Genomic DNA, 20,986 nt, shown 5'->3' with positions numbered 1-20,986 from the left:
GGTCGAGGTAGCGGTGCGTCCAAAATCGCCGCAGCGCTGGCATAAGAGGTGCCCGAAATGAAAACCCGCCTCCTGAAGACCCCGGATCTGCCCTCACAGACGCTTGGCTGGGCCTCGAACACCCCACAGCACCTGCGCATCGCGCGCCACTGGGTCTCATCGCATGTCAGTTACTCGGCTTGCGGAAATCAAATGCTTCTCAGGCTCTGAGGAGTCGCGATGACCATCACCAACATCCTCGTGTGCGGCATCGGCGGCCAGGGCGTGATGACCGCCACCGAGATCCTCGCTGAAGCGGCGTTGTCGCTCGGCTACGACGTGAAGAAGACCGAGGTGGCCGGCATGAGCCAGCGCGGCGGGGTGGTGACGTCGCACCTGCGCTTTGGCCCGCAGGTGTTGTCGCCGCAGATCATGCCCGGCGACGCTGACCTGCTGGTCGGCTTCGAAGCTGCCGAGGCGCTGCGCTGGGCGCACATGCTGAAGTCGGGCGGCGCCGCACTGGTCAACCTGGGGCGCCTGGTGCCGCCCATCGTCAATATCGGCCTGTATGACTATCCGGACGACCCGATCGCGCAGCTTCGCGCCCTCGGCATCGAAGTTCATGCCTTCGACGCCAGCGCCGTGGCGCAGGAACTGGGCAACATCCGGCTGGGCAACACCGTCATGCTCGGCGCCATCGCCGACCGCCTGCCGTTCCCGGCTGACGTCCTGCTGAACGCGGTGCTCGCGCGTTTTGGTGTGCGCAAGCCGCAACTGGTCGAGGTCAACCGCGAGGCCTTCGAGCGCGGCCGCCGGGCCGTCGCGGCGGGCGAGGCACCGCCGGTGGCGATGGTCGGCTGAGAACAGCGCGCCCGCGGTACTCGTTGCCGCGTGGAAGCTGTTAAAATTGCGAGCTTTTCCTCGAGGCCTCCTGATGACGGCTCGCATCATTGACGGCAAAGCTCTTTCCGCGCGCGTGCGCGGCGAGATCGCCGATCGCGCCGCCGCGCTCACCGCGCGCGGAGTACAGCCCTGTCTTGCGGTGTTGCTGGTGGGTGTCGATCCGGCCTCCGCCGTCTACGTGCGCAACAAGGTTGCCGCCTGCGAGAAGGCGGGCATCCGTTCCCTGCGTTTCGACTACCCCCAGGACGCCGATCCGGCGGAGGTGATGGCGCGCCTCGCCGCGCTCAATGCCGACCCGGCGGTGCACGGCATCCTGGTGCAGTTGCCGCTGCCGGCGCAGTTCGACGAGGCTGCGGTGCTCGAGGCGATCGACATTCGCAAGGACGTCGATGGCTTCCACGCCGAAAACGTCGGCCGCCTGTCGCAGAACCGCGAGGCCTTCATTCCCTGCACCCCGCACGGCGTCATGAAGATGCTGGAGTCGGTCGGAGTGCCGGTGCAGGGCGCCGAGGCGGTCGTGATTGGCCGTTCCAACATCGTCGGCAAGCCGATGGCGACGCTGCTCACCAACGCGGGCGCCACCGTCACCGTGTGCCACTCGAAGACTAAGGATCTCGCCTTCCACACCCGCCGCGCCGACATCCTGGTGGCGGCGATCGGCAAACCGCGCTTCGTCACCAGCGACATGATCAAGCCGGGCGCCACCGTCATCGACGTCGGCATCAACCGCCTGCAGGACGGCCCCGACGCCGGCAAGCTGTGCGGCGACGTGGATTTCGAATCGGCCAGGGAAGTTGCCGGCGCCATCACGCCGGTGCCCGGCGGTGTCGGGCCGATGACGATCACCATGCTGCTGGAAAACACCGTGATTTCCGCCGAGCGCAGTGCGCGCGCGGCAGGCAAGTGAGGACTGCGCAATGAGCGAAGCCAAGCCGGTCGTCGGCATCATCATGGGCTCCAATTCCGACTGGCCGACGATGAAGGCCGCCGCGAAGGTGCTGGAGGAATTCGGCGTGGCCTACGAGGCGAAGGTCGTCTCCGCCCACCGCACGCCCGACCTGATGTTCGACTACGCCGAAGGCGCCCGCGGCCGCGGCCTGAAGGCGATCATCGCCGGCGCCGGCGGCGCCGCCCATCTGCCGGGCATGGTCGCCGCCAAGACCACGCTGCCGGTGCTGGGCGTGCCGGTGCAGTCCAAGGCGCTGTCGGGTCAGGATTCGCTGCTGTCCATCGTGCAGATGCCCAAGGGCATCCCGGTCGCTACCTTCGCCATCGGCGAAGCGGGTGCCGCAAATGCCGGCCTGTTTGCGGTGGCGCTGCTCGCCAATGAAGACGCCGGCCTGGCGCAAAAGCTCGCCGATTTCCGTGCCCGCCAGACCCAGGCGGTGCTCGACATGACCCTGGATTGAGATTCGTATCATGATCCTTCCGCCTGCCACCCTGGGCATGCTCGGCGGCGGCCAGCTCGGCCGCTTTTTCGTTTCTGCCGCGCACGAAATGGGCTACAAGGTCTGGGTGCTGGACCCCGACCCGAACAGCCCCGCAGGATTGATCGCCGACCGTCACCTTGTCGCCTGCTACGACGACTATGTTGCGCTCGACACGCTGGGCGCTGGGTGTGCGGCGGTGACGACCGAGTTCGAGAACGTTCCCGCCGACACGCTGGACTATCTGGCGAAGTTCATTCCGGTGCACCCCGCCGCGAGCGCGGTGGCGGTGTGCCAGAACCGCATCGCGGAGAAGACCTTCCTCGCCGACAACGGCCTGCCGCACGGCCCCTTCGCGGTGATCCGCAGCGAGGACGACATCCGTAATGCCAACGCCGGGCTGTTTCCCGCCATCCTCAAGGTGGCGCGCTTCGGCTACGACGGCAAGGGCCAGGCACGTGTCGCCGACCGCGACGAGGCGGTGAAGGCCTTCCAGCACTTCAAGGGCGAGCCCTGCGTGCTGGAACGGATGCTGACGCTCGACTACGAAGTCTCGGTCGTGCTCTCGCGCGACGAAGCGGGCAACGTGCGCGCCTTCCAGACCGGAGAGAATCGCCACCGCAACGGCATCCTCGACATCACCATCGCGCCGGCGCGCGCCTCCGCCTGCCTCCGGGACAATGCCCACGAGATCGCCGAGCGCATCGCCGACAAGCTCGGCTACGTCGGCACGCTAGGGGTGGAGTTCTTCGTCTGCCGCGGCGAGCTGGTGGTGAACGAGATGGCGCCGCGCCCGCACAACAGCGGCCACCACACCATCGACGCCTGCGACGCCAGCCAGTACGAGCAGCAGGTGAGGGCGCTGTGCGGCCTGCCGCTCGCCGCGCCGCGCCAGCACTCGGCAGCGGTGATGGTGAACCTGCTTGGCGAGCTGTGGCACGAGGGGGGGCGTGCCAGCGGTGCCTATCGCGAGCCCGATTGGTCCGTGCTGCATGCCGTACCCGGCCTGCGCCTGCACCTGTATGGCAAGCACCACGCGCGCCCCGGGCGCAAGATGGGCCACTTCACCGTGATCGGCGACGATGCCGAGACGGTGTTGCAGCGTGCCTTGCAGGCGCGTGCGGCGATCGGCATCCGGGACGAATGATGGCGGACGGGCAGAGCGCCTCTCCGGCGCGCGGCATCATCGAGCCGGCCACGCTGGTGGCCATCGAGCTTGCCGCCAGGCTGCTGCGGGCTGGGGATCTGGTCGGCATGCCCACCGAGACGGTGTATGGCCTCGCTGCCGACGCACTCAACCCGGAGGCGGTGAAGAAGATCTTCGCGGCCAAGGGGCGCCCGGCAGACCATCCGGTCATCGTGCACCTTCCGAGTGCGGATCACCTGCCGCGCTGGGCGGCCAGCATCCCGAAGGATGCGCTCGCGCTCGCCAGGGCGTTCTGGCCCGGTCCGCTGACGCTGATCCTCAAGCGCGAGGCCGACGTGCCCGACGAAGTCACCGGCGGACAGGACACGGTGGGCGTGCGTGTGCCGGCGCACTCGATCGCGCTTGCCTTGCTGCAGGTCTTCGGGTCCGGCATCGCCGCGCCGAGCGCCAACCGCTTCGGGCGCATCAGCCCGACGACCGCCGCGCATGTGCAGGAAGAACTCGGCGAGCGCGTGGCGATGATCCTCGACGGCGGCGCCTGCCCGGTCGGCATCGAATCGACCATCGTCGATTTCTCGCGCGATGTGCCCGAGATCCTGCGCCCCGGCGCGATCACCGCTGACGACATCGCCCGCGTCATCGGACGACGCCCGCGCGTACGCGGCGAGGTGGAGCAGGGCGGCGGGATGCATGCCGAAGCTGGAGCGTCGGGTGACATGAATGCGCCCGCGGCGCCGCGCGTATCCGGCGCGCTCGCAGCGCACTATGCGCCCCGAACGCCGCTGCGCCTGGTCGAACCGTCACGGCTGGCAGGCGACGCTGCCGAGCTGGCCGCCACCGGCCGCCGCGTCGCCGTGCTGGCCAGCACCATGGCCGACCCGCAGGATGGCCGCCTGGCATGGCGTGCCGCGCCTGCGCAGCCAGCCGCCTACGCCCACGATCTGTACGCGAACCTGCGCGTGCTTGATGCGCTGGGCGTCGACCTCATCCTCGTCGAGGCCTTGCCCGCCGGCGCCGCGTGGACCGCCATCGCCGACCGCCTCGGCCGTGCCGCCGTCGGCTCAGGCGCGGAAGACGACGAAACCTGAAGCGAAGGGGGGTTCACATCCGCAGGGCGCTTGCCTATAATGCGCGCTCTTTCAGGGCCGATAGCTCAGCTGGGAGAGCGCTGCGTTCGCAATGCAGAGGTCGGGAGTTCGATCCTCCTTCGGTCCACCAGGAATTCCTAGCAAGAGCAGCGCATTACACGTGGCCGTGTGGTGCGCTGTTTTGCTTTGTGCGGCAGGTCTTTGCAGAGTAGGGCCTTGATGCCGAACCGCTAGACGTGGTCCGGCTCGGTCGCCATTCCCTGTGACATTCGGTGGGCGCCCTCTTTACCACCCACAGCCCAGTTCCCACATTGTCGGCGGCGGTGCCGTTGCATGGGCATGGTGCGTCATCCAGCCGCTTCGCCAAATCCTCCGCCCTCGGAGGGTCGTTCCGCATCAGCTTCCGCGGATCCTGATCTTCGTCAGGGCGTGCATCGGAATGATCGATCATGGGCGCTCGCTCCTGGTCAAGGAGCCGAGGCTTGGGGGCGTTCCGGTGGCAGAAGTTTCAGGGGCAATTCACGACCAACGGCGAGTCCGTCTGGTCCGAGGTCGAGTCCCTGATCGAGCCCATACACCGGTTCAAGGGACAGAGCGCCCTCGGCGTCGTGCTGGCAGAGGTGGATTTCGCGCTGTTCGACGAGGAGGCTCGCCGGTCCCTGCTCGTGGGCATGACATGGGTGCAGTTGGTGCTCGAGATCGCAGACCGTGCCGCACCTCCATCTGCACCTGATCCCGCGCTATCGGGGTGACGTCCCGGATCCGCGTGGCGGTGTGCGCTGGGTCGTGCCAGCCAAGGCGAAATACTGGGCCGAGTGATGAGTCTTGCCGCCTACGCCGACCAGTTCCGGCGCCTCAAGGTCAATGTCGCGCATGGCCGTGCGAGCCCTCACAAGATCTGCATGCTGCTCGCTGTTCTTGATCTTGCGCGCGGCGGTGCACTCACGCAGAACCGCATCGAATACGCCCCGCCGCTGCTCGAACGCTACGCGATGTACTTCAAAGCGGTCCGGGGCGCGGGCGACCATCCCAATCCCTACTTTCCCTTCTTCCACCTCGCGGGCAGCTTGCGCGGAGGTGGCGAGAGTTTCTGGCATCTTCAGCCCAGGCCCGGGCACGAATCCGTGCTCGCCGGTATGAGCACGGCGAGAACGGCAAGGCAGGTAACGGAAAGCATCGATCATGCCAGACTCGACAGCGAGCTGTTCGAACTGCTGCAGGATGAGCTCGCGGTCGATGCGCTGAGCGCGGTGCTCGCCGAAACCTGGTTCGACCGCGGCCTGCGGGATCTTGACGCGGTGGTGGGGCGAACGCGGCAGATCAATCACTACGAGCGCGTGCTCCGAACTTCCAGCGGTCCTGCGCTGATCGCCGCCGAGGCGGCGCCGAGCTGTGTCCGCGATCCCGCGTTCAGGCGCGTCGTAACCGAGATCTACGACTTTCGCTGCGCTGCAACCGGCTTGCGGCTGGTGCTGCCCGACGGGGCCGCGATGGTCGAGGCAGCGCACATCCATCCTTTCAGCCAGGCTGGCGACGACGATCCGCGCAATGGACTGGCGCTGACGCCCGACATGCACTGGGCGCTCGACCGTCACCTCATCGCGCCGGACACCGACTTCCGTTGGCGCGTCAGTCCATCGCTCGATCGGCGTGTCCCCGAGTACCGCGTGCTGACTGAGCTGGAGGGCAAGCCGTTGTTCCTGCCACGCGAGGCGCGCATGTATCCGAAGCGGGTGGCGATTGAGTGGCGGATGGCGATGATGCAGAGGTGAAGAACCGGGGGCGTGACCTGTCCTGCAGTGCTGCCTGATCGGTGGTTACAACAAATTCTCGAATAGACTCTTCGCGGAACCCTGGATTGATAATGGATTTCGAGTCGAGCAATCAAATTTCGAGGATTCGATGTCCACGATTGGCTACCCGCAGCCGCGTATCGGCACCATCCTGCGCATCAACCAGAAGGCTGAACCGGAGGGAGGTCTGCACGTGGGGTTTGCCGTGTCGTTGATGCAGGCTGCAGACAGGCAAGACGACCAGGGAACGCAGATGACCACGCTACAGCGAATGCTCGGTATCGAGCTGCCCATCATTCAGGCGCCGATGGCTGGGCTGCTGGGCGGCGCGCCGGCGATTGCCGTGTCGAATGCAGGTGGCCTGGGTTCGCTGCCTTGCGCGATGCTTGCCGCGGATAGTCTGCTGAATCGCGTGGTCTCTGCCGCTGGCGCTGTCCGTTACCCTGAAGTGGACGCTTCAGCAGCACGCGAGTCGGCTGCATCGCGAGTGGGCTGCGCGGGAGGGGCACAAAAGGCACAGTGATAGCCGAATCTCGATGTTCCCCGGACGACCTGCCTGCGGCCATTCACACCCCGGCTCTTGCCGCATTTCCGGCACCGGAATGATGGCCGCGTCACCCCGGGAAGTTTTGAAAGGCGCAGCGTGGCATCGCGATAGCGCTCGACTTCACACCGACCTTGATTTGTGCTGACAACAGGCATGCCGACTCCTGGGGTGATCGGGAGCGGGGGCAGGCCACCCGGCCCGCACAGTGTCGGCCAGCGGCGTTTCAATTCGGTGACGCCTGACACCTGGGGCGGTGCAGTGGGCACTCAGCGCTTGCGCGGCGCGAGTTTCTCTGCGGTGTTGCGCAGCGCGATCCATGAGCCGCCCTGGGCGAGATAGGCGTCGATCCATTCTGGCTGGATGCCTTCGCCGGACCAGGCCATGTTGCGGTTTGCCGGATGCATGTAGCGGATTTCGGCGGCCTTTGTAGGCGGCGGAGGGAGCAGGGGCGCGGATGGAAGCTCGGGCGCCGATGGGGGCGGGGGCGGAGTGATCGCGGGCGTCGCCTCCCTGTCGGCGATTGTGGACTTGATTTCCTGGAGCAACACCTCGAGTTGTTCGAAGGAGTATTCACTCAGGGAAGGACTGGCGCGGGATGGCATGGTGGTCTGATCAGAAATGATCTACGACTGCCCGAGGCGAGATGCTGCCGCGGGCCGCGAAAATAGGTGGGTCTGAAGCTTGAAACAGAACCTTGTCGCTTCAGGAGGAGGCAAGGTGAAGCGGGGATGCGAGGATCTGACGCGCGCGGAGCGGGACGTCATTGTGCGATGATTTTGCGCCGCCCGACTGGCAGGCGCAGCCTTCTCGCGCCGTCGTGGCATTCTACCGCTGCCATGCGTGCCATGGCAGCCCGCCCGGGCCAGATCTGCAGGTTGTGCTGCAGCGCGAAAGTCGGTTGCTGCGCTGCCGACCGTGGCGCGGCATCATCATGATATAGATGTCGAATGCAGGCACTGGAGGAGGAACATGCAGGATCGAATTCACGGCATGCGTCGGGTGGCGCGCTTGCTGGCTGTGGCGGGCGTGGCCTTTGGCACCTTGCACGGACAGGCCTTTGCGCGGGAGAACGTGGCGGGGGCGCCGATCGCCATCGAATGTGGCGGCATCGGCGAGGATGAAGCCGCGCGGATGCGCGCTGAGGGGGCTTCGCGCGCGCTGATGATCCAGTTCCTGACCATCGACGGTGGCTTTCTGGCCGATGTTCACACACGCGTCGACGATCCGCTGCGCGATCTTCGCGCCGAAGCGGATTGCGGGCCGATCGGCCTCGTCGATGTGGCATCGGCCGGTCGCTACCGCGTCACCGCGAGCTATGACGGTCGCGTCCAGGAGCACTGGGTAAACCTGAAGCCCGGTGGAGGTGCCCGCATGGTGCTCCGCTGGCTGGAATGAGCCAGACCGCTTGCGGCCGGCCTCGCAGCCGAGTCAGGTGCGGCTGCGATCGACGCCGAACAGATGCAGGATGTCCTGGAAGGCGTCGAAGCTCGACTTCGGATCGTAGCGTGCGAAGATCTTCGCCTGCTGCTCACGGCCGCGCGAGGGCAGCGCATTCAGGATGGCCTCGCGCTCATGCAGGATTTCCTGCTGCATGCGCTCGGTGACGAAGAGGAAAGGAATGGGCTGAAACATCCCGTCGCCGCGGGGAACATGAAAGCGGGGATTGGCGGGCAGGATATTCTCGGTCACGTGACTTTTCATCGGGTGTCGGGATCGATCGGCAGTAGGGATCCGGTAGGTTCGGCCAAACTTATACCCTCACCAGGCCGGCTTGGCATTGACAAAAGTCACGATAGGCACGGTGCGAGGGTGTGAGGGCAAGCTGGCGTTGTGGGCGCACTTTCGTCACCTCAGGGACAGCCTGCTGCAACGTTGGTTCGCAACGCGGCAGTCGCGCGATTGCGTTGCAGGCGTCGGCGCTTTCGAATGCGGCAGGTGCCGATCATCCGCGTCCCGTAGAACCCGAGGAGCGACTCATGAACTTCGACGACGCACTGCCCTGGTGGCAGGCGCTTACCCCACGCCAGATCGGTCAGCTTGCGGCAGACGATGCGGTGGCGGTGCTGCCGCTGGCGGCCATCGAGCAGCACGGCGAGCATCTGCCATTGTCGACCGATCTGGACATCGCGCTCGGCCTGCTGTGTGCGGCGCGGTCATGCTTGCGGGCAAATCTGGCGTGGTGCGTGCTGCCGCCGCTTTGCGTCGGGCTGAGCCTGGAGCACACGGCTTTTCCCGGCACGTTGAGCCTCACGCCGGAGACCGCGCTCGCAAGCGTCGTCGAACTGGGCGAGAGCGTGCGGCGCGCAGGCATCCGCCGCCTGGTGCTGTTCAACAGCCACGGCGGCAACAGCGCGATCGTCGATCTGGCCGCACTGAAGCTGCGCGCCGACCGACGCATGCTGGTGGTGCGTGCAAACTACCTGCGCTTTGCGCCACCGCCTGAGGCGATTCCGGCAGCGGAATTGCGCCACGGCATTCACGGCGGCGCGCTCGAGACGGCGATGATGCTGCATCTGGCGCCGCACAAGGTTCGGAGACAGACCCTCGCCAATTTCCATTCGCTCGGCGAGGATCTCGAGATGGCTGGGCGCGTGCTGCGCCCGGGCGGGCAGGCGGGTTTCGGCTGGATGGCACAGGATCTCAATCCGGCCGGGGTGGTCGGCAACGCCACGCTGGCGGACGCCACGCTCGGTGCGCGGCTTGTCGATCATTTTGCGGCGACGCTGGCGCTCGTCATCGAGGAGGCAGCAGACTTCGACCTCTCGGCCTTGGCCGAGCACGGCCCGCGCTGGGAACCGTGCTGATGCATCCGGCTCGCAGGCGGTGCGGAGGAGGGGGCCGGTGGCGTGCCTGTCCGACCGCCACCTTCGCCCCCCGAGTGAGCCTCAGGCGCGACTCACCGCACCGGGCGAGGGTAGGCGCTCAGGCTCGCTCGATTCGGGTTCGTCCTGTTCGCCCAGCAGATCGTGCAGCCAGTGGCCGTGGCGATTGGCCTTGGTCTGCAGGTAACGCTGGTTCTGCGCGGTGACTTCGCCGTAGATGGCTTCGCGCGCCACCACGTTGATGCCGGCGCGCTGCAGGGCTTCGACCTTGCTCGGGTTGTTGGTGAGCAGCTTCACCTTGTGGATGCCGAGCTGTTGCAGCATGTCGTGGGCGATGCGGAAGTTACGCTCGTCCTTCGAGAAGCCGATGACCTGGTCGGCGTCGATGGTGTCCAGGCCCTTATCCTGCAGGCCATAGGCGCGCAGCTTGTTGGCAAGGCCGATGCCGCGCCCTTCCTGCGACAGGTACAGCAGCACGCCGCCGCCCTTCGCGTTGATCGCCGCCACGCCACGCCGCAACTGCTCGCCGCAGTCGCAGCGCAGGCTGCCGAAGAGGTCGCCGGTGAGGCAGGAGGAATGCAGGCGCACCGGCACCGCGTCCTGCCACTTCGAGGCATCGCCGATCACGATGGCGACGTGTTCATGCACGCCGTCCGCCTCGCGGAACAGCACAAAGCGGCTGTTCTCGGCTTCGGCCAGCGGCACGCGTGCCTCACTGATCCGCGTCAGGGTGCCGGAACCGCTCTCGCACAGGCGCAGCGCCTCGGCCGCGCTGACTGCGAGCAGGTTGCCGCTCGCCACCGCCGCGGCGACCGCATCCGCGCAGCTGGCGCCCACGGAGCAGGCGACGGCTGCAGGAATCAACTGGGCTCGACCGAGCAGCCTGATCGCCGCACGTTGGGCAGCAGAGCCGGCGGTATGGCGGGTCGCATCCGGCAACTGTGCGCCGCGCTTGCAGGCCAGTTCGCGCAGCCTGTCGCAGTCCGGTGGCACGGGCAAGGTGAGCGCGACGACGTCGGGGCCTTCCTTATGGCCCATCGCGGCCATGCGGTGGCGGCTCAGGATCAGTTGCGCATCGGACCCGCCGAGCGCCTGCAGTGCCGCCAGAGCTTCGTCGTGCAGGCCCTCGACCGCCTGCACCAGCGTGTCGCCGGCGGTATCGCGCAGCAGGACGGGAAGTCCGCGGCGCAGATCGAAAATGGCACGCTCGGCTTGGCGCATGTCTTGTTCTCCAGTCTTGGGATTCCGGTTCGCGTGCTCGACCGCGGCGGGCCCGCCAAGGCCGGGCGGCGTCGCTGTCGAGTAGCGGTCGAACCGTGAGCGAATGAGCTTTGAATGTTCGGAAACTCGTGTCAGATGAGGGCAGGGGCTGCAGATTGCAAGAGCCTGATCTTGATTGGTCCGTGCGGACAGACACAAGTTTCGCCGGAGCGGGACGGGAAGTCGACGTTTGTGCGCCGGAAACCGGCACGCGGGCGGAGCCTTCGAGCTGCGCCCGCGCTACTGTGGTGGGGTGCCGGCGCACGTGGGCCGGCACCGGCCTAGCCGCTGTTTCTGAGTCCGGCTGCAATGCCGTTGATCGACAGGTGGATGCCGCGGCCGATGTGCTCGTCGTCGTCGCCATCGCGGCGGCGGCGCAACAGCTCGACCTGCACGTGGTTGAGCGGATCGAGGTAGGGAAAGCGGTTGCGCATCGAGCGCTTGAGCAGCGGATTGCCGTCCAGCAGTTCCTGCTCCCCTGTGATGGCGAGCAGCGACGACACGGTCGCCTCATGCTCGGCGCGGATGCGCGCAAAGATCGCCTCGCGCAGCGCCGCATCGCGCACCAGGCTCGCATAGCGGCTGGCGATGGCGATGTCGCTCTTGGCCAGCACCATGTCCATGTTCGACAGCAGCGTGGAGAAGAAGGGCCACTCGCGGTGCATGGCCTGCAGGCGGGCGAGTCCATGCTTGCCATGCCTGTCGAGGTAGGCCGTGACCGCCGAACCGAAGCCGAACCAGCCCGGCAGCATCAGCCGGCACTGCGACCAACTGAACACCCAGGGAATCGCGCGCAGATCCTCGATCGAGGTATTCTTCTTGCGCGACGCCGGTCGCGAGCCGATGTTGAGCTGGCCGATCTCGTCGACGATGGTCGATTCGCGGAAATACCGCTCGAAACCCTCCGTCTCATAGACCAGCCCGCGATAGGCGAGGAAGGCTTCGGCCGACAGTTCGTCCATCGCTGTCAGGAAGACGGCCGGCGGTGCCGATTCGGCCCCCGGAAGCAAGCTCGCCTCCAGCGTCGCCGCCACCAGCACTTCGAGGTTGCGGCGGCCCACTTCGGCATTGCCGTACTTGGCGGCGATGACTTCGCCCTGCTCGGTGAGCCGGATCTGGCCCTGCACCGCGCCGCCCGGCTGGGCGAGGATGGCCTGGTAGCTCGGCCCGCCGCCGCGCCCGACCGATCCGCCACGGCCATGGAACAGGCGCAGCCGCACGCCATGGCGGCGGAACACCTTCACCAGCGCGATCTCGGCCTTGTACAGCTCCCAGCCCGAGGTCAGGAAGCCGCCGTCCTTGTTGGAGTCCGAGTAGCCGAGCATCACCTCCTGCGCGTGCCCGCGCGAAGGCAGGAGCCGCTGCCAGGCCGGCAAGGCCAGCAGGCTGTCCATCACCGGGCCGCTTGCCTGTAGGTCGGCGATGGTCTCGAACAGCGGGATCACGTTCACCGCCAGGCTGCCGGCGCGCGGGTCGAGCAGGCCCGCTTCCTTCAGCAGCAGGGCAACCTCCAGCAGATCCGACACCGCGGCGGCTTTCGAGACGATGCAGTTGGGCACCGATTCCGCGCCGTAGCGGCGGTGCGCTTCGGCTGCGGCGTGGAATATCGCCAGTTCGGCGGCGGTCTCGTCCGAATAGCCGACATGCGGCGACTGCAGTGGCCGCGCGCTGGCGAGTTCCTCGCTGAGCAGGGCAATGCGGCTCGGTTCATCAAGGTCAAGGTAGGCGGTGCCGGGATGGGCGACTTCGAGCAGTTCCGCGACCACGCGTTCATGCACCTCGGAGTTCTGGCGCAGGTCGATCGGCGCGAGGTGGAAACCGAACACCGAGACTGCCCGCCGGATGCGCCGCAACCGGCCGCGCGCGAGGTCCGCCGAACCGTTGGCGAGCAGCGAGCGATGCACGATGTCGAGGTCTGCAGCGAGCGCGTCGGCGCTGTCGTAGGGATCGACGGCGCCCAGCGCCGACACCAGGCTTGCATCGGCCGGCGCGCTGCCCAGCAGGCGCAGCCGCGTGGCGGCAAGCCGCGCGCGCGCATGGGCCAGCGCACGACGATAGGGTTCGTCGCTTCGATGCGGCGAACTGTCGGGCGACGCATCGGCGAGCGCGATCAGTTCATCGGACACCGTGACCAGTTGAGAGGCCAGTGACAACTGGGAGGCGAGGATCTGCAACTCGTCCAGGTAGAAGTCCAGCGCGCGCTCGCATTGCATGGCGAGCGCACGCTCCAGCATGGACGCAGTGACGAAGGGGTTGCCATCGCGGTCGCCGCCGATCCAGCTTCCCACCTTCAGGAAGGCGGGCAGTTCGCGACCGGCCAGACGCTCGTCGCGCGCGGCCAGTTCGTCCTCGACGGCTTCGAAGAGGCGCGGAATCTCGCGCAGGAAAGTGGTGGCGTGATAGCTCAGGCCGTTTGCGACCTCATCCACCACGGACAGCTTCGCCGGCCGCAGCATGCGGGTCTGCCACAGTGTCAGCATGCCGCGGCGTAGCGCGTCCTCGTTGTCGCGCTGCTCTTCGGGCGTCAGCGCCAGGCGGTCGCGCTCGTCCAGCAGGCGTGCGACGGCGGTCTGGCAGTTCAGGATGCTTTTGCGCTGGACTTCGGTCGGATGCGCAGTGAGGACCGGCATGATCAGCGCCGAGGACAGGAAGTCGCACAGGCCAGCGGCATCCATGCCCGTATCGAAAGCGCGCTGCAGCGCGTGAGCGAGGCTGCCCTCGCGCGGCGCCGAGCCGGCGATCAGGTGGGCGCGCGAGCGGCGGATGTGATGCTGGTCCTCGGCAAGGTTGACCAGGTGCGAGAAATAGCTGAACGCCCGCACCACATGCAGGGTGTCTTCGGGCGACAGCGCATCGAGCGTGCTCTCCAGTTCGATGCGGGCGGCGAGGTCGTCGTCGCGCCGAAAAAGGATGGAATCGCGCCGGATGCGTTCGATCGTGTCGAAAACGGCATCGCCTTCGCGGTCGCGCACGGTCTCGCCGAGCAGGCGTCCGAGCAGGCGCACATCGTCACGCAGGGCCTGGTCCTTGTCAGGTTCCAAAATTGGATCTCCGGAATTGAGGCGCTGCGCCCCCTCGCGAGGGGACGCAGCGCGTTGGGTGCAAAAGGCAAACCGGCACCGGAGCGCGAGGGAGGAACGCCGATGACGTGCCGGTCTGTGGAAACGGGGCCGTGCTCAGCGGCCGCCGAAGGCGCGCGAGCCGGCGAAGCGGGCCGCGGTGCCGAGGTCGCGCTCGATGGCGAGCAGGCGGTTGTACTTCTCGACGCGATCGGAGCGGCTCGCCGAGCCGGTCTTGATCTGGCCGCAGGCGGTGGCCACCGCGAGGTCGGCGATGGTGGTGTCCGAAGTCTCGCCCGAGCGGTGCGAGACGATGGACGCATAGCCGGCCTTGCGCGCCATTTCCATCGCGGCCAATGTTTCGCTCAACGTGCCGATCTGGTTGGGCTTGATCAGGATGGCGTTGGCGATGCCCTTGTCGATGCCGGCGGCGAGGATCTCGGTGTTGGTCACGAACAGGTCGTCGCCCACCAGTTGCGTGCGGCGAGCGAGGCGGTCGGTGAGGCAGCCCCAGCCGGTCCAGTCGTCCTCGGCCATGCCGTCCTCGATGCTGACGATGGGGTAGTCGTTCACCAGATCGGCGAGGTAGCAGCAGAAGCTCGCGCGGTTGTAGGTCTTGCCTTCGCCCTCCAGGCGGTACTCCCCGTCGTGGTGGAACTCGGAGGCGGCGCAGTCGAGCGCGAGCGCGATCTGCTTGCCGGGCTGGTAGCCGGCACGCTCGATCGCCTCGAGGATGAGGTCGAGCGCCTCGCGCGTGCCGCTGACGTTGGGCGCGAAGCCGCCTTCGTCGCCCACCGAGGTTGGAAAGCCCTTCCTGTCCAGCAGCGTGCGCAGCGCGTGGAACACGCCGACACCGGCACGCAGCGCGTCGCCGAAGCGCTCGAAGCCGTGCGGCACGATCATGCATTCCTGGATGTCCAGGCTGTTGTTGGCGTGCGCGCCGCCGTTCATGACGTTCATCAGCGGCACCGGCAGCTCGAAGCCGCGCGCGGCATCGCCCAGATGCCGGTACAACGGCAGGTTCCGTGCGGAGGCTGCGGCATGAGCCGTGGCGAGCGACACCGCGAGCAGCGCGTTGGCGCCGAGGCGGGATTTTTCGGCGCTGCCGTCGAGCTCGCACAGCAGGGCGTCGATGGCGGCCTGGTCGCCGGCATCGTGGCCGGCGAGCGCGGCGGCGATCGGGCCCTCGACGTTGGCGAGCGCCTGCATGACGCCCTTGCCGCCAAAGCGCGCCGGGTCGCCGTCGCGCAGCTCGAGGGCTTCGCGGCTGCCTGTGGATGCGCCCGAGGGCACGGCGGCGGTGCCGCTGTGGCCGGATTCGAGACGGACGGTGGCGCGCAGCGTGGGGTTGCCGCGCGAGTCGAGGATTTCGAGGGCTTCGATGGAGGAAATGGCGTGCATGGATTCTGTTTCCGTAACCGGATTCGGTAGGCGCGCGAAGACCGGCGGCACCGGTCACCGGCACCGCGGCGGTCCCGCGACGGATTGGCGGAATGAACTGCGCTCAGAGGATGAAGCGCGTATTCACGAAGTTCGACTTGTTGCCGAGCACGATGCTGTCGAGCAGCTTCTTCGACGCCTCGGTCTGCTTGGCGGCGACCATGGTGCGGATCGAGAAGGAGCGCAGCGCGTCATGCACCGACAGCGTGCCTTCGGCCGAATCCTTGCGCCCGGCGAAGGGGAACACGTCCGGGCTGCGCTGGCACTGCGCGTTCAGGTTGACGCGGCAGACCTGGTTCACCAGCGGATCGACGAGGCTGGCGATCTGGTCGGGGTTGGTGCCGAAGATCGACACCTGCTGGCCGTGGTCGGAGGTGATCACGTAGTCGAGCGCGGTCTCGATGTCCTCGAAGGGCGCCACCGGGATCACCGGGCCGAACTGCTCCTCGCGATACAGCTTCATCCCTTCGCGCACCGGGAACACCACCGCCGGGTTGAACAGCGTGCCGACCGAGCTGCCGCCACCGTCGTTGAGCACCTTGGCGCCCTTGGCGACCGCGTCGGAGATGCATTCGTCCATGTAGGCGACCTTCGCCATCTCGGGCAGCGGCGTGATCGTCACGCCCTTTTCCCATGGCATGCCGATCTTCAGCTTCGCGATCTCCTCGCAGAAGCGGCGCAGGAACTGGTCGGCGATGGCCTGATGCACCAGGATCATCTTGATCGCGGTGCAGCGCTGGCCGTTGAAGGACAGCGAGCCGGCGATGCACTCCTTGACCGTCAGCTCGATGTCGGCGTCCGGCAGGATGATGGCGGCGTTCTTCGCCTCCAGGCCCAACACCGCGCGCAGGCGGTTGGTCTTGGGGTGCGCCTTCTTCAACTGGTCGGCGACCTTGCTGGTGCCGATCAGCGCCAGCACATTCACCTTGCCCGAGCTCATGATGTGCGGCACCACGACGTTGCCCTGGCCATACACGATGTTGATCACGCCGGCCGGGAAGGCGCTGCGGAAGGCCTCCAGCATCGGGTAGTACAGCAGCACGCCGAAGCGCGGCGGCTTGAACAGCACCACGTTGCCCATGATCAGCGCCGGAATCAGCGTGCAGAAGGTCTCGTTCATCGGGTAGTTGTACGGGCCCATGCACAGCACGATGCCCAGCGGCGAACGGCGGATCTGCGCGATCGTGCCGTCGACGATCTGGAAGCGGGAGTTGTCGTTGTCCAGGCGCTTCAGCTCGGCGATGGTCGCCTTGATGTAGTCGATCGTGCGGTCGAACTCCTTCTCGGAGTCGGCCAGGCTCTTGCCGATCTCCCACATGATCAGGTTCACCACCTCGCGCCGGCGGGCGACGATCTGGTTGGTGAAGTTCTCCACGCAGGCGATGCGCTCGGCCACCGACATGGTCGGCCACTGGCCACGGCCGTTGTCGTAGGCGGCCGACGCGGCGGCGATCGCGGCATCGGCCTCGTCGGTGCCGGTGACCGGGAAGCTGCCCAGCTCGACCGGGGTCAGGCGGCCGTCCGCGCCGCGGATGGAAACCGGCGAATGCACCGCACGCGTGTCGCCCTTCCAGATCTGCATCTCGCCGTTGAGCAGGATGGAGCGCTGGTGCAGCGGCGCCAGCACGCGGCATTCGGCCGGGATGTCGGCCTCGGTGGGGAACAGTGCCTGAAGCCTGGCCTGCAGCGGGGTCTGGACGGGGTTGGCGGCGGCGGGAAGGTCTTTCGCGTTCATGGGTGTCTCACTCCAGTTGTCTGTTCTTGGGGGCCGGATGCCGTGGCGGCACAGGGTGGGTCGGAAGGCTTGCCGGCGGGCGTCGCCGGCACGAACTCGGCACCGAAGGCGAAGCTGCGCGACCGGCCTGGGGCGAGGCGCAGCGCGGCCGCACAGTCGGCGCGATTGAAGGCGTCGGTCATCGTCTCGACCGGTTCGATGGCGAGCGCACGGCGCGGGGCGCGCGCCAGGGTGTCGCCGGTGAACACATGCACGAGGCCGCCGCGCTGCCACACGGAGAGCTGGCGTCCGCTCGCCGGATCGCGCAGGCGGCTGCGCACCCGACCATCGCGGTCGGGGATGAGGCCGGCGTAGCAGCCGTCGATCATGTCTCGTCCCAGCACGCGGGCGACGCGAAAGTCCGGCAGCGGCCCCTCGGCGACCGGGCTGCGGACGGCCTCGCCCGGCAGCGGCAGCAGGCGAGCATCGGTGACGACGCTGCGGGTGGCGGGCACCGTCAGCTCCAGCGTGTCGATCGCCGCCTCGCCGAGGCGAAAATACGGATGCCATCCCGCGGCATAGGGCGCCGCCTGCTCGCCGACGTTGGTGGCGGTCACGACGAAACCGAGCCCCGTCGCGCTGAAGCGCACGTGCACGGTGAGCGCGAGTGCGAAGGGATAGCCGGCGTGGTCCTCGGGCTCGATGGCGCCGCTGAACAGCACTTCGGCCCCGGTGGCGGATGCGCAGGTGTCGATCACGCGCAGCGCCATGTCCCGAAGATAGCCGTGGTAGATCCGTCGCTCGGCCGCCGGAACACCCGGCAGCAGGTCATGGTCGCGTCCATCGAAGCGGTAGCGGGCATTGGAGATGCGGTTGGTGAAGGGAGCGAGCACGCCGTTGCGCACGCCGTCCTGGCTGTCCAGCTCGGCCGCGTCGCGATAGCCATCGGTCAGCGCCAGCGTCCGGCCGCCGTCGACGACCTCCCATGCCAGCAGGGTCGCGCCCCGCAGCGCGAACACCGCGCGGCTGCCGCTGCCCTCATCGCGCAGCTCGATCGCTTCGATTCCGGCGAAATCGGTGCGCTGCACGCGGTAGGCCGGCGCGGAGCGAGGCATTGGGCTCGGCATGATCGGCGGGCGGTCCATGGGCGGGGCTTCGAGCACGTCCATCTGCCTCAGGCCGCCGGGCGCAGGGCCGCGGCGGCGCGCGCCAGCCCGGTAATCGCCGCCCAGTCGCCGGCGCGTACTGGGTCGGCCGGGGTCAGCCAGGAGCCGCCGACGCAGGCGACGTTGGGCAGCGCGAGAAAGGCCGGCGCGCTGGCGGCGTCGATGCCGCCGGTGGGGCAGAAGCGCACCTGTGGGAAGGGGCCGGCGAGCGCCTTCAGCATGCCGATGCCGCCGGCCTGCGCTGCCGGGAAGAGCTTCATCTCGGTGTAGCCGGCCGCCAGCGCGTCGATCACGTCCGATGGCGTCATGACGCCCGGCAGCAGCGGCACTTCCGCGTCGCGGCCGGCGCGCAGCAACTCGGCCGATGCGCCGGGGCTGACGGTGAACGCGGCGCCGGCGGCCACGGCGGCGGCCATGTCGGCCGGCGTGACCACCGTGCCGGCGCCGACGATCGCCTCGGGCACTTCGGCGCGGATGGCGTGGATGCTGTCGAGCCCGGCCGCGGTGCGCAATGTCACTTCCAGCACGCGGATGCCGCCAGCGACCAGCGCACGGGCGAGGGGCACGGCATCGGCAACGCGATCGAGCACGATGACGGGCATGACGGGGCTGGTGGCGAGCAGGGTGGGAATGTCCATGTGAATCTTCTCCGGGTCGGGGCGTTCGCTCAGTGAGGTCACTGAGGCCGTTCCTTGGGGGCGTGGGGTCGGTTCTGCGGCGAGGTGGGAACGGGGTGATCAGTTCGTCGGCAGCGGGCCGGGCAGGGTGGAGCCGAAGGTGCTCGCGCCCTGCTCGGCGCCGGCGGCGTTGGCGCGCGCATTGACGAACAGCTCGCGGCCGACGCCGTGCTGGTTGGCGCCGAGGTCGGCGGTGGCGGGCTCGCGTCGCGCCCACTCATCGGCGTCCACCAGGGCTTCCAGCACGCCGGCTTCGGCATCGAGGCGGATGATGTCGCCGCTGCGCACGCGGCCGAGCGTACCGCCGGCGACGCACTCGGGCGTCACGTGGATGGCGGCCGGCACCTTGCCGGAGGCGCCCGACATGCGCCCGTCGGTCACCAGCGCGACGCGGTGGCCCTGGTCCTGCAGCACCGCCAGCGTGGGGGTGAGCTTGTGCAGCTCGGGCATGCCGTTGGCGCGCGGGCCCTGGAAGCGCACGACGGCGACGAAGTCGCGCGCCAGTTCGCCGCGCTTGAAGGCGCCGATCACGTCATCCTGGTGGTCGAACACGATCGCTGGCGCCTCGACGACGCGGTGCGCCGGCTTCACCGCCGAGACCTTGATTACCGCTCGGCCGAGGCTGCCCTTGAGCAGCTTCAGCCCGCCATCCGCGCTGAAGGGCTCGGCCGCCGGGCGCAGCACCGTGGAGTCGAGGCTGGTCGGGGTGGCGGGGCGCCAGGCGACGCGCTCGCCGTCGAGCCAGGGCTCCAGCGTGTAGTGGGCGAGGCCCTCGCCCATCACCGTCATCACGTCCGGATGCAGCAGGCCGGCCGCCAGCAGCTCGCGGATCAGGAAGCCCATGCCGCCCGCGGCGTGGAAGTGGTTCACATCGGCACTGCCGTTCGGATAGATGCGGGTGAGCAGCGGCACTACGCCCGACAGCTCGTCGAAGTCGTTCCAGTCGATGTGGATCCCCGCAGCGGCGGCGATGGCGACGAGATGGATCGTGTGGTTGGTCGAGCCGCCGGTGGCGAGCAGGCCGACGATGGCGTTGGCGATCGTCCGTTCGTCCACCACGCGGCCGAGCGGGATGTACTCCTTGCCGAGCCGGGTGATCGCCGCCAGTCGCTGTGCCGCCGCCTTCGTCAGACCGTCGCGCAGCGTGTTGCCCGGATTGATGAAGGCGGTGCCCGGCAGGTGCAGGCCCATCACTTCCATCAGCATCTGGTTGCTGTTGGCGGTGCCGTAGAAGGTGCAGGTGCCGGCGCCGTGGTAGGCGGCCATCTCGGCCTCCAGGAGTTCCTCGCGGCTGGCGAGGCCCTGGGCGAAGAGCTGGCGCACGCGCGCCTTGTCGTCGTTGGCGAGGCCGCTCGTCATCGGCCCGGCGGGCACGAAGATCGTCGGCAGATGGCCGAACTGCAGTGCGCCGATGAGCAGGCCGGGCACGATCTTGTCGCATACGCCCAGGCACAGCGCGCCGTCGAAGACGTTGTGCGACAGCGCGACCGCGGTGGCCATGGCGATCACATCGCGCGAGAACAGCGACAGCTCCATGCCGGCGTCGCCCTGGGTGATGCCGTCGCACATCGCCGGCACGCCGCCGGCGAACTGCGCGATGGCCCCGGCGCTGCGCGCTGCTTCCTTGATCAGCGCCGGCATGCGCTCGAAGGGCTGGTGCGCCGACAGCATGTCGTTGTAGGCGGAGACGATTGCCAGGTTGGGCAGGCGGGCCTCGCGCAGCACCAGCTTCTCGTTCGGCGCGAAGGCGGCGTAGGCATGCGCCTGGTTCGCGCACGACACTTGGGCGCGGGCGGCGCCGGCACGGCTGGCGGCGGCATCGATGCGTGCGAGGTAGCTTGCGCGGGACGCAGCGCTGCGGGCACGGATGCGCGCCGTGACGCGATCGAGGACGGGATGGACGGACATGAAGCCTCCTTGTGTGACCGGATGTGGTCGAAGCGACCCTCAGGGTTGCCCGACGC

19 protein-coding genes and 1 tRNA gene are annotated in these 20,986 nt (G+C 67.9%); 11 read left to right on the top strand and 9 right to left on the bottom strand.

Translation table 11 applies throughout. The annotated features are described in order from the left end of the window. Positions 1–219 precede the first annotated feature (219 nt). The 9 genes from GH664_RS15025 to GH664_RS14985 all read left to right on the top strand — a co-directional run bounded on the left by GH664_RS15025 (position 220) and on the right by GH664_RS14985 (position 6,860). The gene (locus GH664_RS15025; protein ID WP_153168890.1) at positions 220–840 is read left to right on the top strand and encodes an indolepyruvate oxidoreductase subunit beta; all 621 of its coding nucleotides are present in this window, start codon (positions 220–222) and stop codon (positions 838–840) included. Positions 841–913: 73 nt separating this feature from the next. Then, positions 914–1,789 carry a bifunctional methylenetetrahydrofolate dehydrogenase/methenyltetrahydrofolate cyclohydrolase FolD gene (gene folD, locus GH664_RS15020; protein WP_153168889.1) on the top strand — a complete coding sequence of 292 codons (876 nt, stop codon included), beginning with the start codon at positions 914–916 and terminating at the stop codon, positions 1,787–1,789. Positions 1,790–1,799: 10 nt separating this feature from the next. After that, complete coding sequence (gene purE, locus GH664_RS15015; protein ID WP_153168888.1) at positions 1,800–2,291, top strand: 5-(carboxyamino)imidazole ribonucleotide mutase; 492 nt, start codon at positions 1,800–1,802, stop codon at positions 2,289–2,291. A gap of 10 nt (positions 2,292–2,301) precedes the next feature. Next, complete coding sequence (locus GH664_RS15010) at positions 2,302–3,456, top strand: 5-(carboxyamino)imidazole ribonucleotide synthase (protein WP_153168887.1); 1,155 nt, start codon at positions 2,302–2,304, stop codon at positions 3,454–3,456. After that, positions 3,453–4,544, top strand: coding sequence for an L-threonylcarbamoyladenylate synthase (locus GH664_RS15005; protein ID WP_256219475.1), 1,092 nt, complete (start codon positions 3,453–3,455; stop codon positions 4,542–4,544). Before GH664_RS15010 ends, GH664_RS15005 begins: the two co-directional genes overlap by 4 nt. A gap of 54 nt (positions 4,545–4,598) precedes the next feature. Next, a tRNA-Ala gene (locus GH664_RS15000) sits at positions 4,599–4,674 on the top strand. Positions 4,675–5,026: 352 nt separating this feature from the next. Beyond that, entirely contained in the window at positions 5,027–5,296 is a 270-nt protein-coding gene (locus GH664_RS14995; protein WP_153168885.1) for a hypothetical protein, read from the top strand. A gap of 66 nt (positions 5,297–5,362) precedes the next feature. After that, entirely contained in the window at positions 5,363–6,316 is a 954-nt protein-coding gene (locus tag GH664_RS14990) for an HNH endonuclease (protein WP_153168884.1), read from the top strand. A gap of 130 nt (positions 6,317–6,446) precedes the next feature. Next, positions 6,447–6,860 carry a nitronate monooxygenase gene (locus GH664_RS14985; protein ID WP_269468954.1) on the top strand — a complete coding sequence of 138 codons (414 nt, stop codon included), beginning with the start codon at positions 6,447–6,449 and terminating at the stop codon, positions 6,858–6,860. A 290-nt stretch (positions 6,861–7,150) separates the two neighbouring features. On the opposite strand, the gene GH664_RS14980 is transcribed toward GH664_RS14985, so the two are convergent. Continuing rightward, a complete protein-coding gene (locus tag GH664_RS14980; protein WP_153168883.1) occupies positions 7,151–7,486 on the bottom strand; it encodes an H-NS family nucleoid-associated regulatory protein in 336 nt (111 codons plus the stop codon). Between the two features lie 367 nt (positions 7,487–7,853). On the opposite strand from GH664_RS14980, the gene GH664_RS14975 reads away from it, so the two are divergent. Then, on the top strand, positions 7,854–8,279 hold the full coding sequence (locus GH664_RS14975) for a hypothetical protein (RefSeq protein ID WP_228111547.1): 426 nt from the start codon (positions 7,854–7,856) through the stop codon (positions 8,277–8,279). Between the two features lie 33 nt (positions 8,280–8,312). On the opposite strand, the gene GH664_RS14970 is transcribed toward GH664_RS14975, so the two are convergent. Then, entirely contained in the window at positions 8,313–8,516 is a 204-nt protein-coding gene (locus tag GH664_RS14970; protein WP_228111546.1) for a hypothetical protein, read from the bottom strand. A 344-nt stretch (positions 8,517–8,860) separates the two neighbouring features. Here GH664_RS14970 and GH664_RS14965 point away from each other — a divergent pair, with 344 nt between their 5' ends. Next, entirely contained in the window at positions 8,861–9,688 is an 828-nt protein-coding gene (locus GH664_RS14965) for a creatininase family protein (RefSeq protein ID WP_153168881.1), read from the top strand. Positions 9,689–9,769: 81 nt separating this feature from the next. On the opposite strand, the gene ribA is transcribed toward GH664_RS14965, so the two are convergent. The 7 genes from ribA to edd all read right to left on the bottom strand — a co-directional run bounded on the left by ribA (position 9,770) and on the right by edd (position 20,930). Next, on the bottom strand, positions 9,770–10,927 hold the full coding sequence (ribA, locus tag GH664_RS14960; protein WP_153168880.1) for a GTP cyclohydrolase II: 1,158 nt from the start codon (positions 10,925–10,927) through the stop codon (positions 9,770–9,772). Positions 10,928–11,247: 320 nt separating this feature from the next. Continuing rightward, positions 11,248–14,007, bottom strand: coding sequence for a phosphoenolpyruvate carboxylase (gene ppc / locus GH664_RS14955; RefSeq protein WP_153168879.1), 2,760 nt, complete (start codon positions 14,005–14,007; stop codon positions 11,248–11,250). A 135-nt stretch (positions 14,008–14,142) separates the two neighbouring features. After that, positions 14,143–15,426 (bottom strand): phosphopyruvate hydratase, encoded by a 1,284-nt coding sequence (gene eno, locus GH664_RS14950; protein ID WP_153168878.1) that lies wholly within the window; start codon positions 15,424–15,426, stop codon positions 14,143–14,145. Between the two features lie 103 nt (positions 15,427–15,529). Then, entirely contained in the window at positions 15,530–17,200 is a 1,671-nt protein-coding gene (locus GH664_RS14945) for an NADP-dependent glyceraldehyde-3-phosphate dehydrogenase (protein ID WP_153168877.1), read from the bottom strand. Then, the gene (locus tag GH664_RS14940) at positions 17,197–18,294 is read right to left on the bottom strand and encodes an aldose 1-epimerase (protein ID WP_228111545.1); all 1,098 of its coding nucleotides are present in this window, start codon (positions 18,292–18,294) and stop codon (positions 17,197–17,199) included. Before GH664_RS14940 ends, GH664_RS14945 begins: the two co-directional genes overlap by 4 nt. A 59-nt stretch (positions 18,295–18,353) precedes the next feature. Continuing rightward, on the bottom strand, positions 18,354–19,025 hold the full coding sequence (gene eda / locus GH664_RS14935; protein WP_228111544.1) for a bifunctional 4-hydroxy-2-oxoglutarate aldolase/2-dehydro-3-deoxy-phosphogluconate aldolase: 672 nt from the start codon (positions 19,023–19,025) through the stop codon (positions 18,354–18,356). A 57-nt stretch (positions 19,026–19,082) separates the two neighbouring features. Then, a complete protein-coding gene (edd, locus tag GH664_RS14930) occupies positions 19,083–20,930 on the bottom strand; it encodes a phosphogluconate dehydratase (RefSeq protein ID WP_153168876.1) in 1,848 nt (615 codons plus the stop codon). Positions 20,931–20,986: the final 56 nt, after the last annotated feature.

This window comes from Thauera sp. 2A1 (genome assembly GCF_009469595.2).
Lineage (GTDB): Bacteria > Pseudomonadota > Gammaproteobacteria > Burkholderiales > Rhodocyclaceae > Thauera.
Note: the sequence above shows the minus strand (reverse complement) of the source record. Positions and strands in the feature narration are given on the sequence as shown.

Excerpts from the sequence above, each read along its gene's own strand:
- GH664_RS15025 (WP_153168890.1), top strand. The coding sequence starts at position 220 with ATGACCATCACCAACATCCTCGTGTGCGGCATCGGCGGCCAGGGCGTG.
- folD (WP_153168889.1), top strand. The coding sequence starts at position 914 with ATGACGGCTCGCATCATTGACGGCAAAGCTCTTTCCGCGCGCGTGCGC.
- purE (WP_153168888.1), top strand. The coding sequence starts at position 1,800 with ATGAGCGAAGCCAAGCCGGTCGTCGGCATCATCATGGGCTCCAATTCC.
- GH664_RS15010 (WP_153168887.1), top strand. The coding sequence starts at position 2,302 with ATGATCCTTCCGCCTGCCACCCTGGGCATGCTCGGCGGCGGCCAGCTC.
- GH664_RS15005 (WP_256219475.1), top strand. The coding sequence starts at position 3,453 with ATGATGGCGGACGGGCAGAGCGCCTCTCCGGCGCGCGGCATCATCGAG.
- GH664_RS14990 (WP_153168884.1), top strand. The coding sequence starts at position 5,363 with ATGAGTCTTGCCGCCTACGCCGACCAGTTCCGGCGCCTCAAGGTCAAT.
- GH664_RS14985 (WP_269468954.1), top strand. The coding sequence starts at position 6,447 with ATGTCCACGATTGGCTACCCGCAGCCGCGTATCGGCACCATCCTGCGC.
- GH664_RS14980 (WP_153168883.1), bottom strand. The coding sequence starts at position 7,486 with ATGCCATCCCGCGCCAGTCCTTCCCTGAGTGAATACTCCTTCGAACAA.
- GH664_RS14975 (WP_228111547.1), top strand. The coding sequence starts at position 7,854 with ATGCAGGATCGAATTCACGGCATGCGTCGGGTGGCGCGCTTGCTGGCT.
- GH664_RS14970 (WP_228111546.1), bottom strand. The coding sequence starts at position 8,516 with ATGTTTCAGCCCATTCCTTTCCTCTTCGTCACCGAGCGCATGCAGCAG.
- GH664_RS14965 (WP_153168881.1), top strand. The coding sequence starts at position 8,861 with ATGAACTTCGACGACGCACTGCCCTGGTGGCAGGCGCTTACCCCACGC.
- ribA (WP_153168880.1), bottom strand. The coding sequence starts at position 10,927 with ATGCGCCAAGCCGAGCGTGCCATTTTCGATCTGCGCCGCGGACTTCCC.
- eno (WP_153168878.1), bottom strand. The coding sequence starts at position 15,426 with ATGCACGCCATTTCCTCCATCGAAGCCCTCGAAATCCTCGACTCGCGC.
- GH664_RS14945 (WP_153168877.1), bottom strand. The coding sequence starts at position 17,200 with ATGAACGCGAAAGACCTTCCCGCCGCCGCCAACCCCGTCCAGACCCCG.
- GH664_RS14940 (WP_228111545.1), bottom strand. The coding sequence starts at position 18,294 with ATGCCTCGCTCCGCGCCGGCCTACCGCGTGCAGCGCACCGATTTCGCC.
- edd (WP_153168876.1), bottom strand. The coding sequence starts at position 20,930 with ATGTCCGTCCATCCCGTCCTCGATCGCGTCACGGCGCGCATCCGTGCC.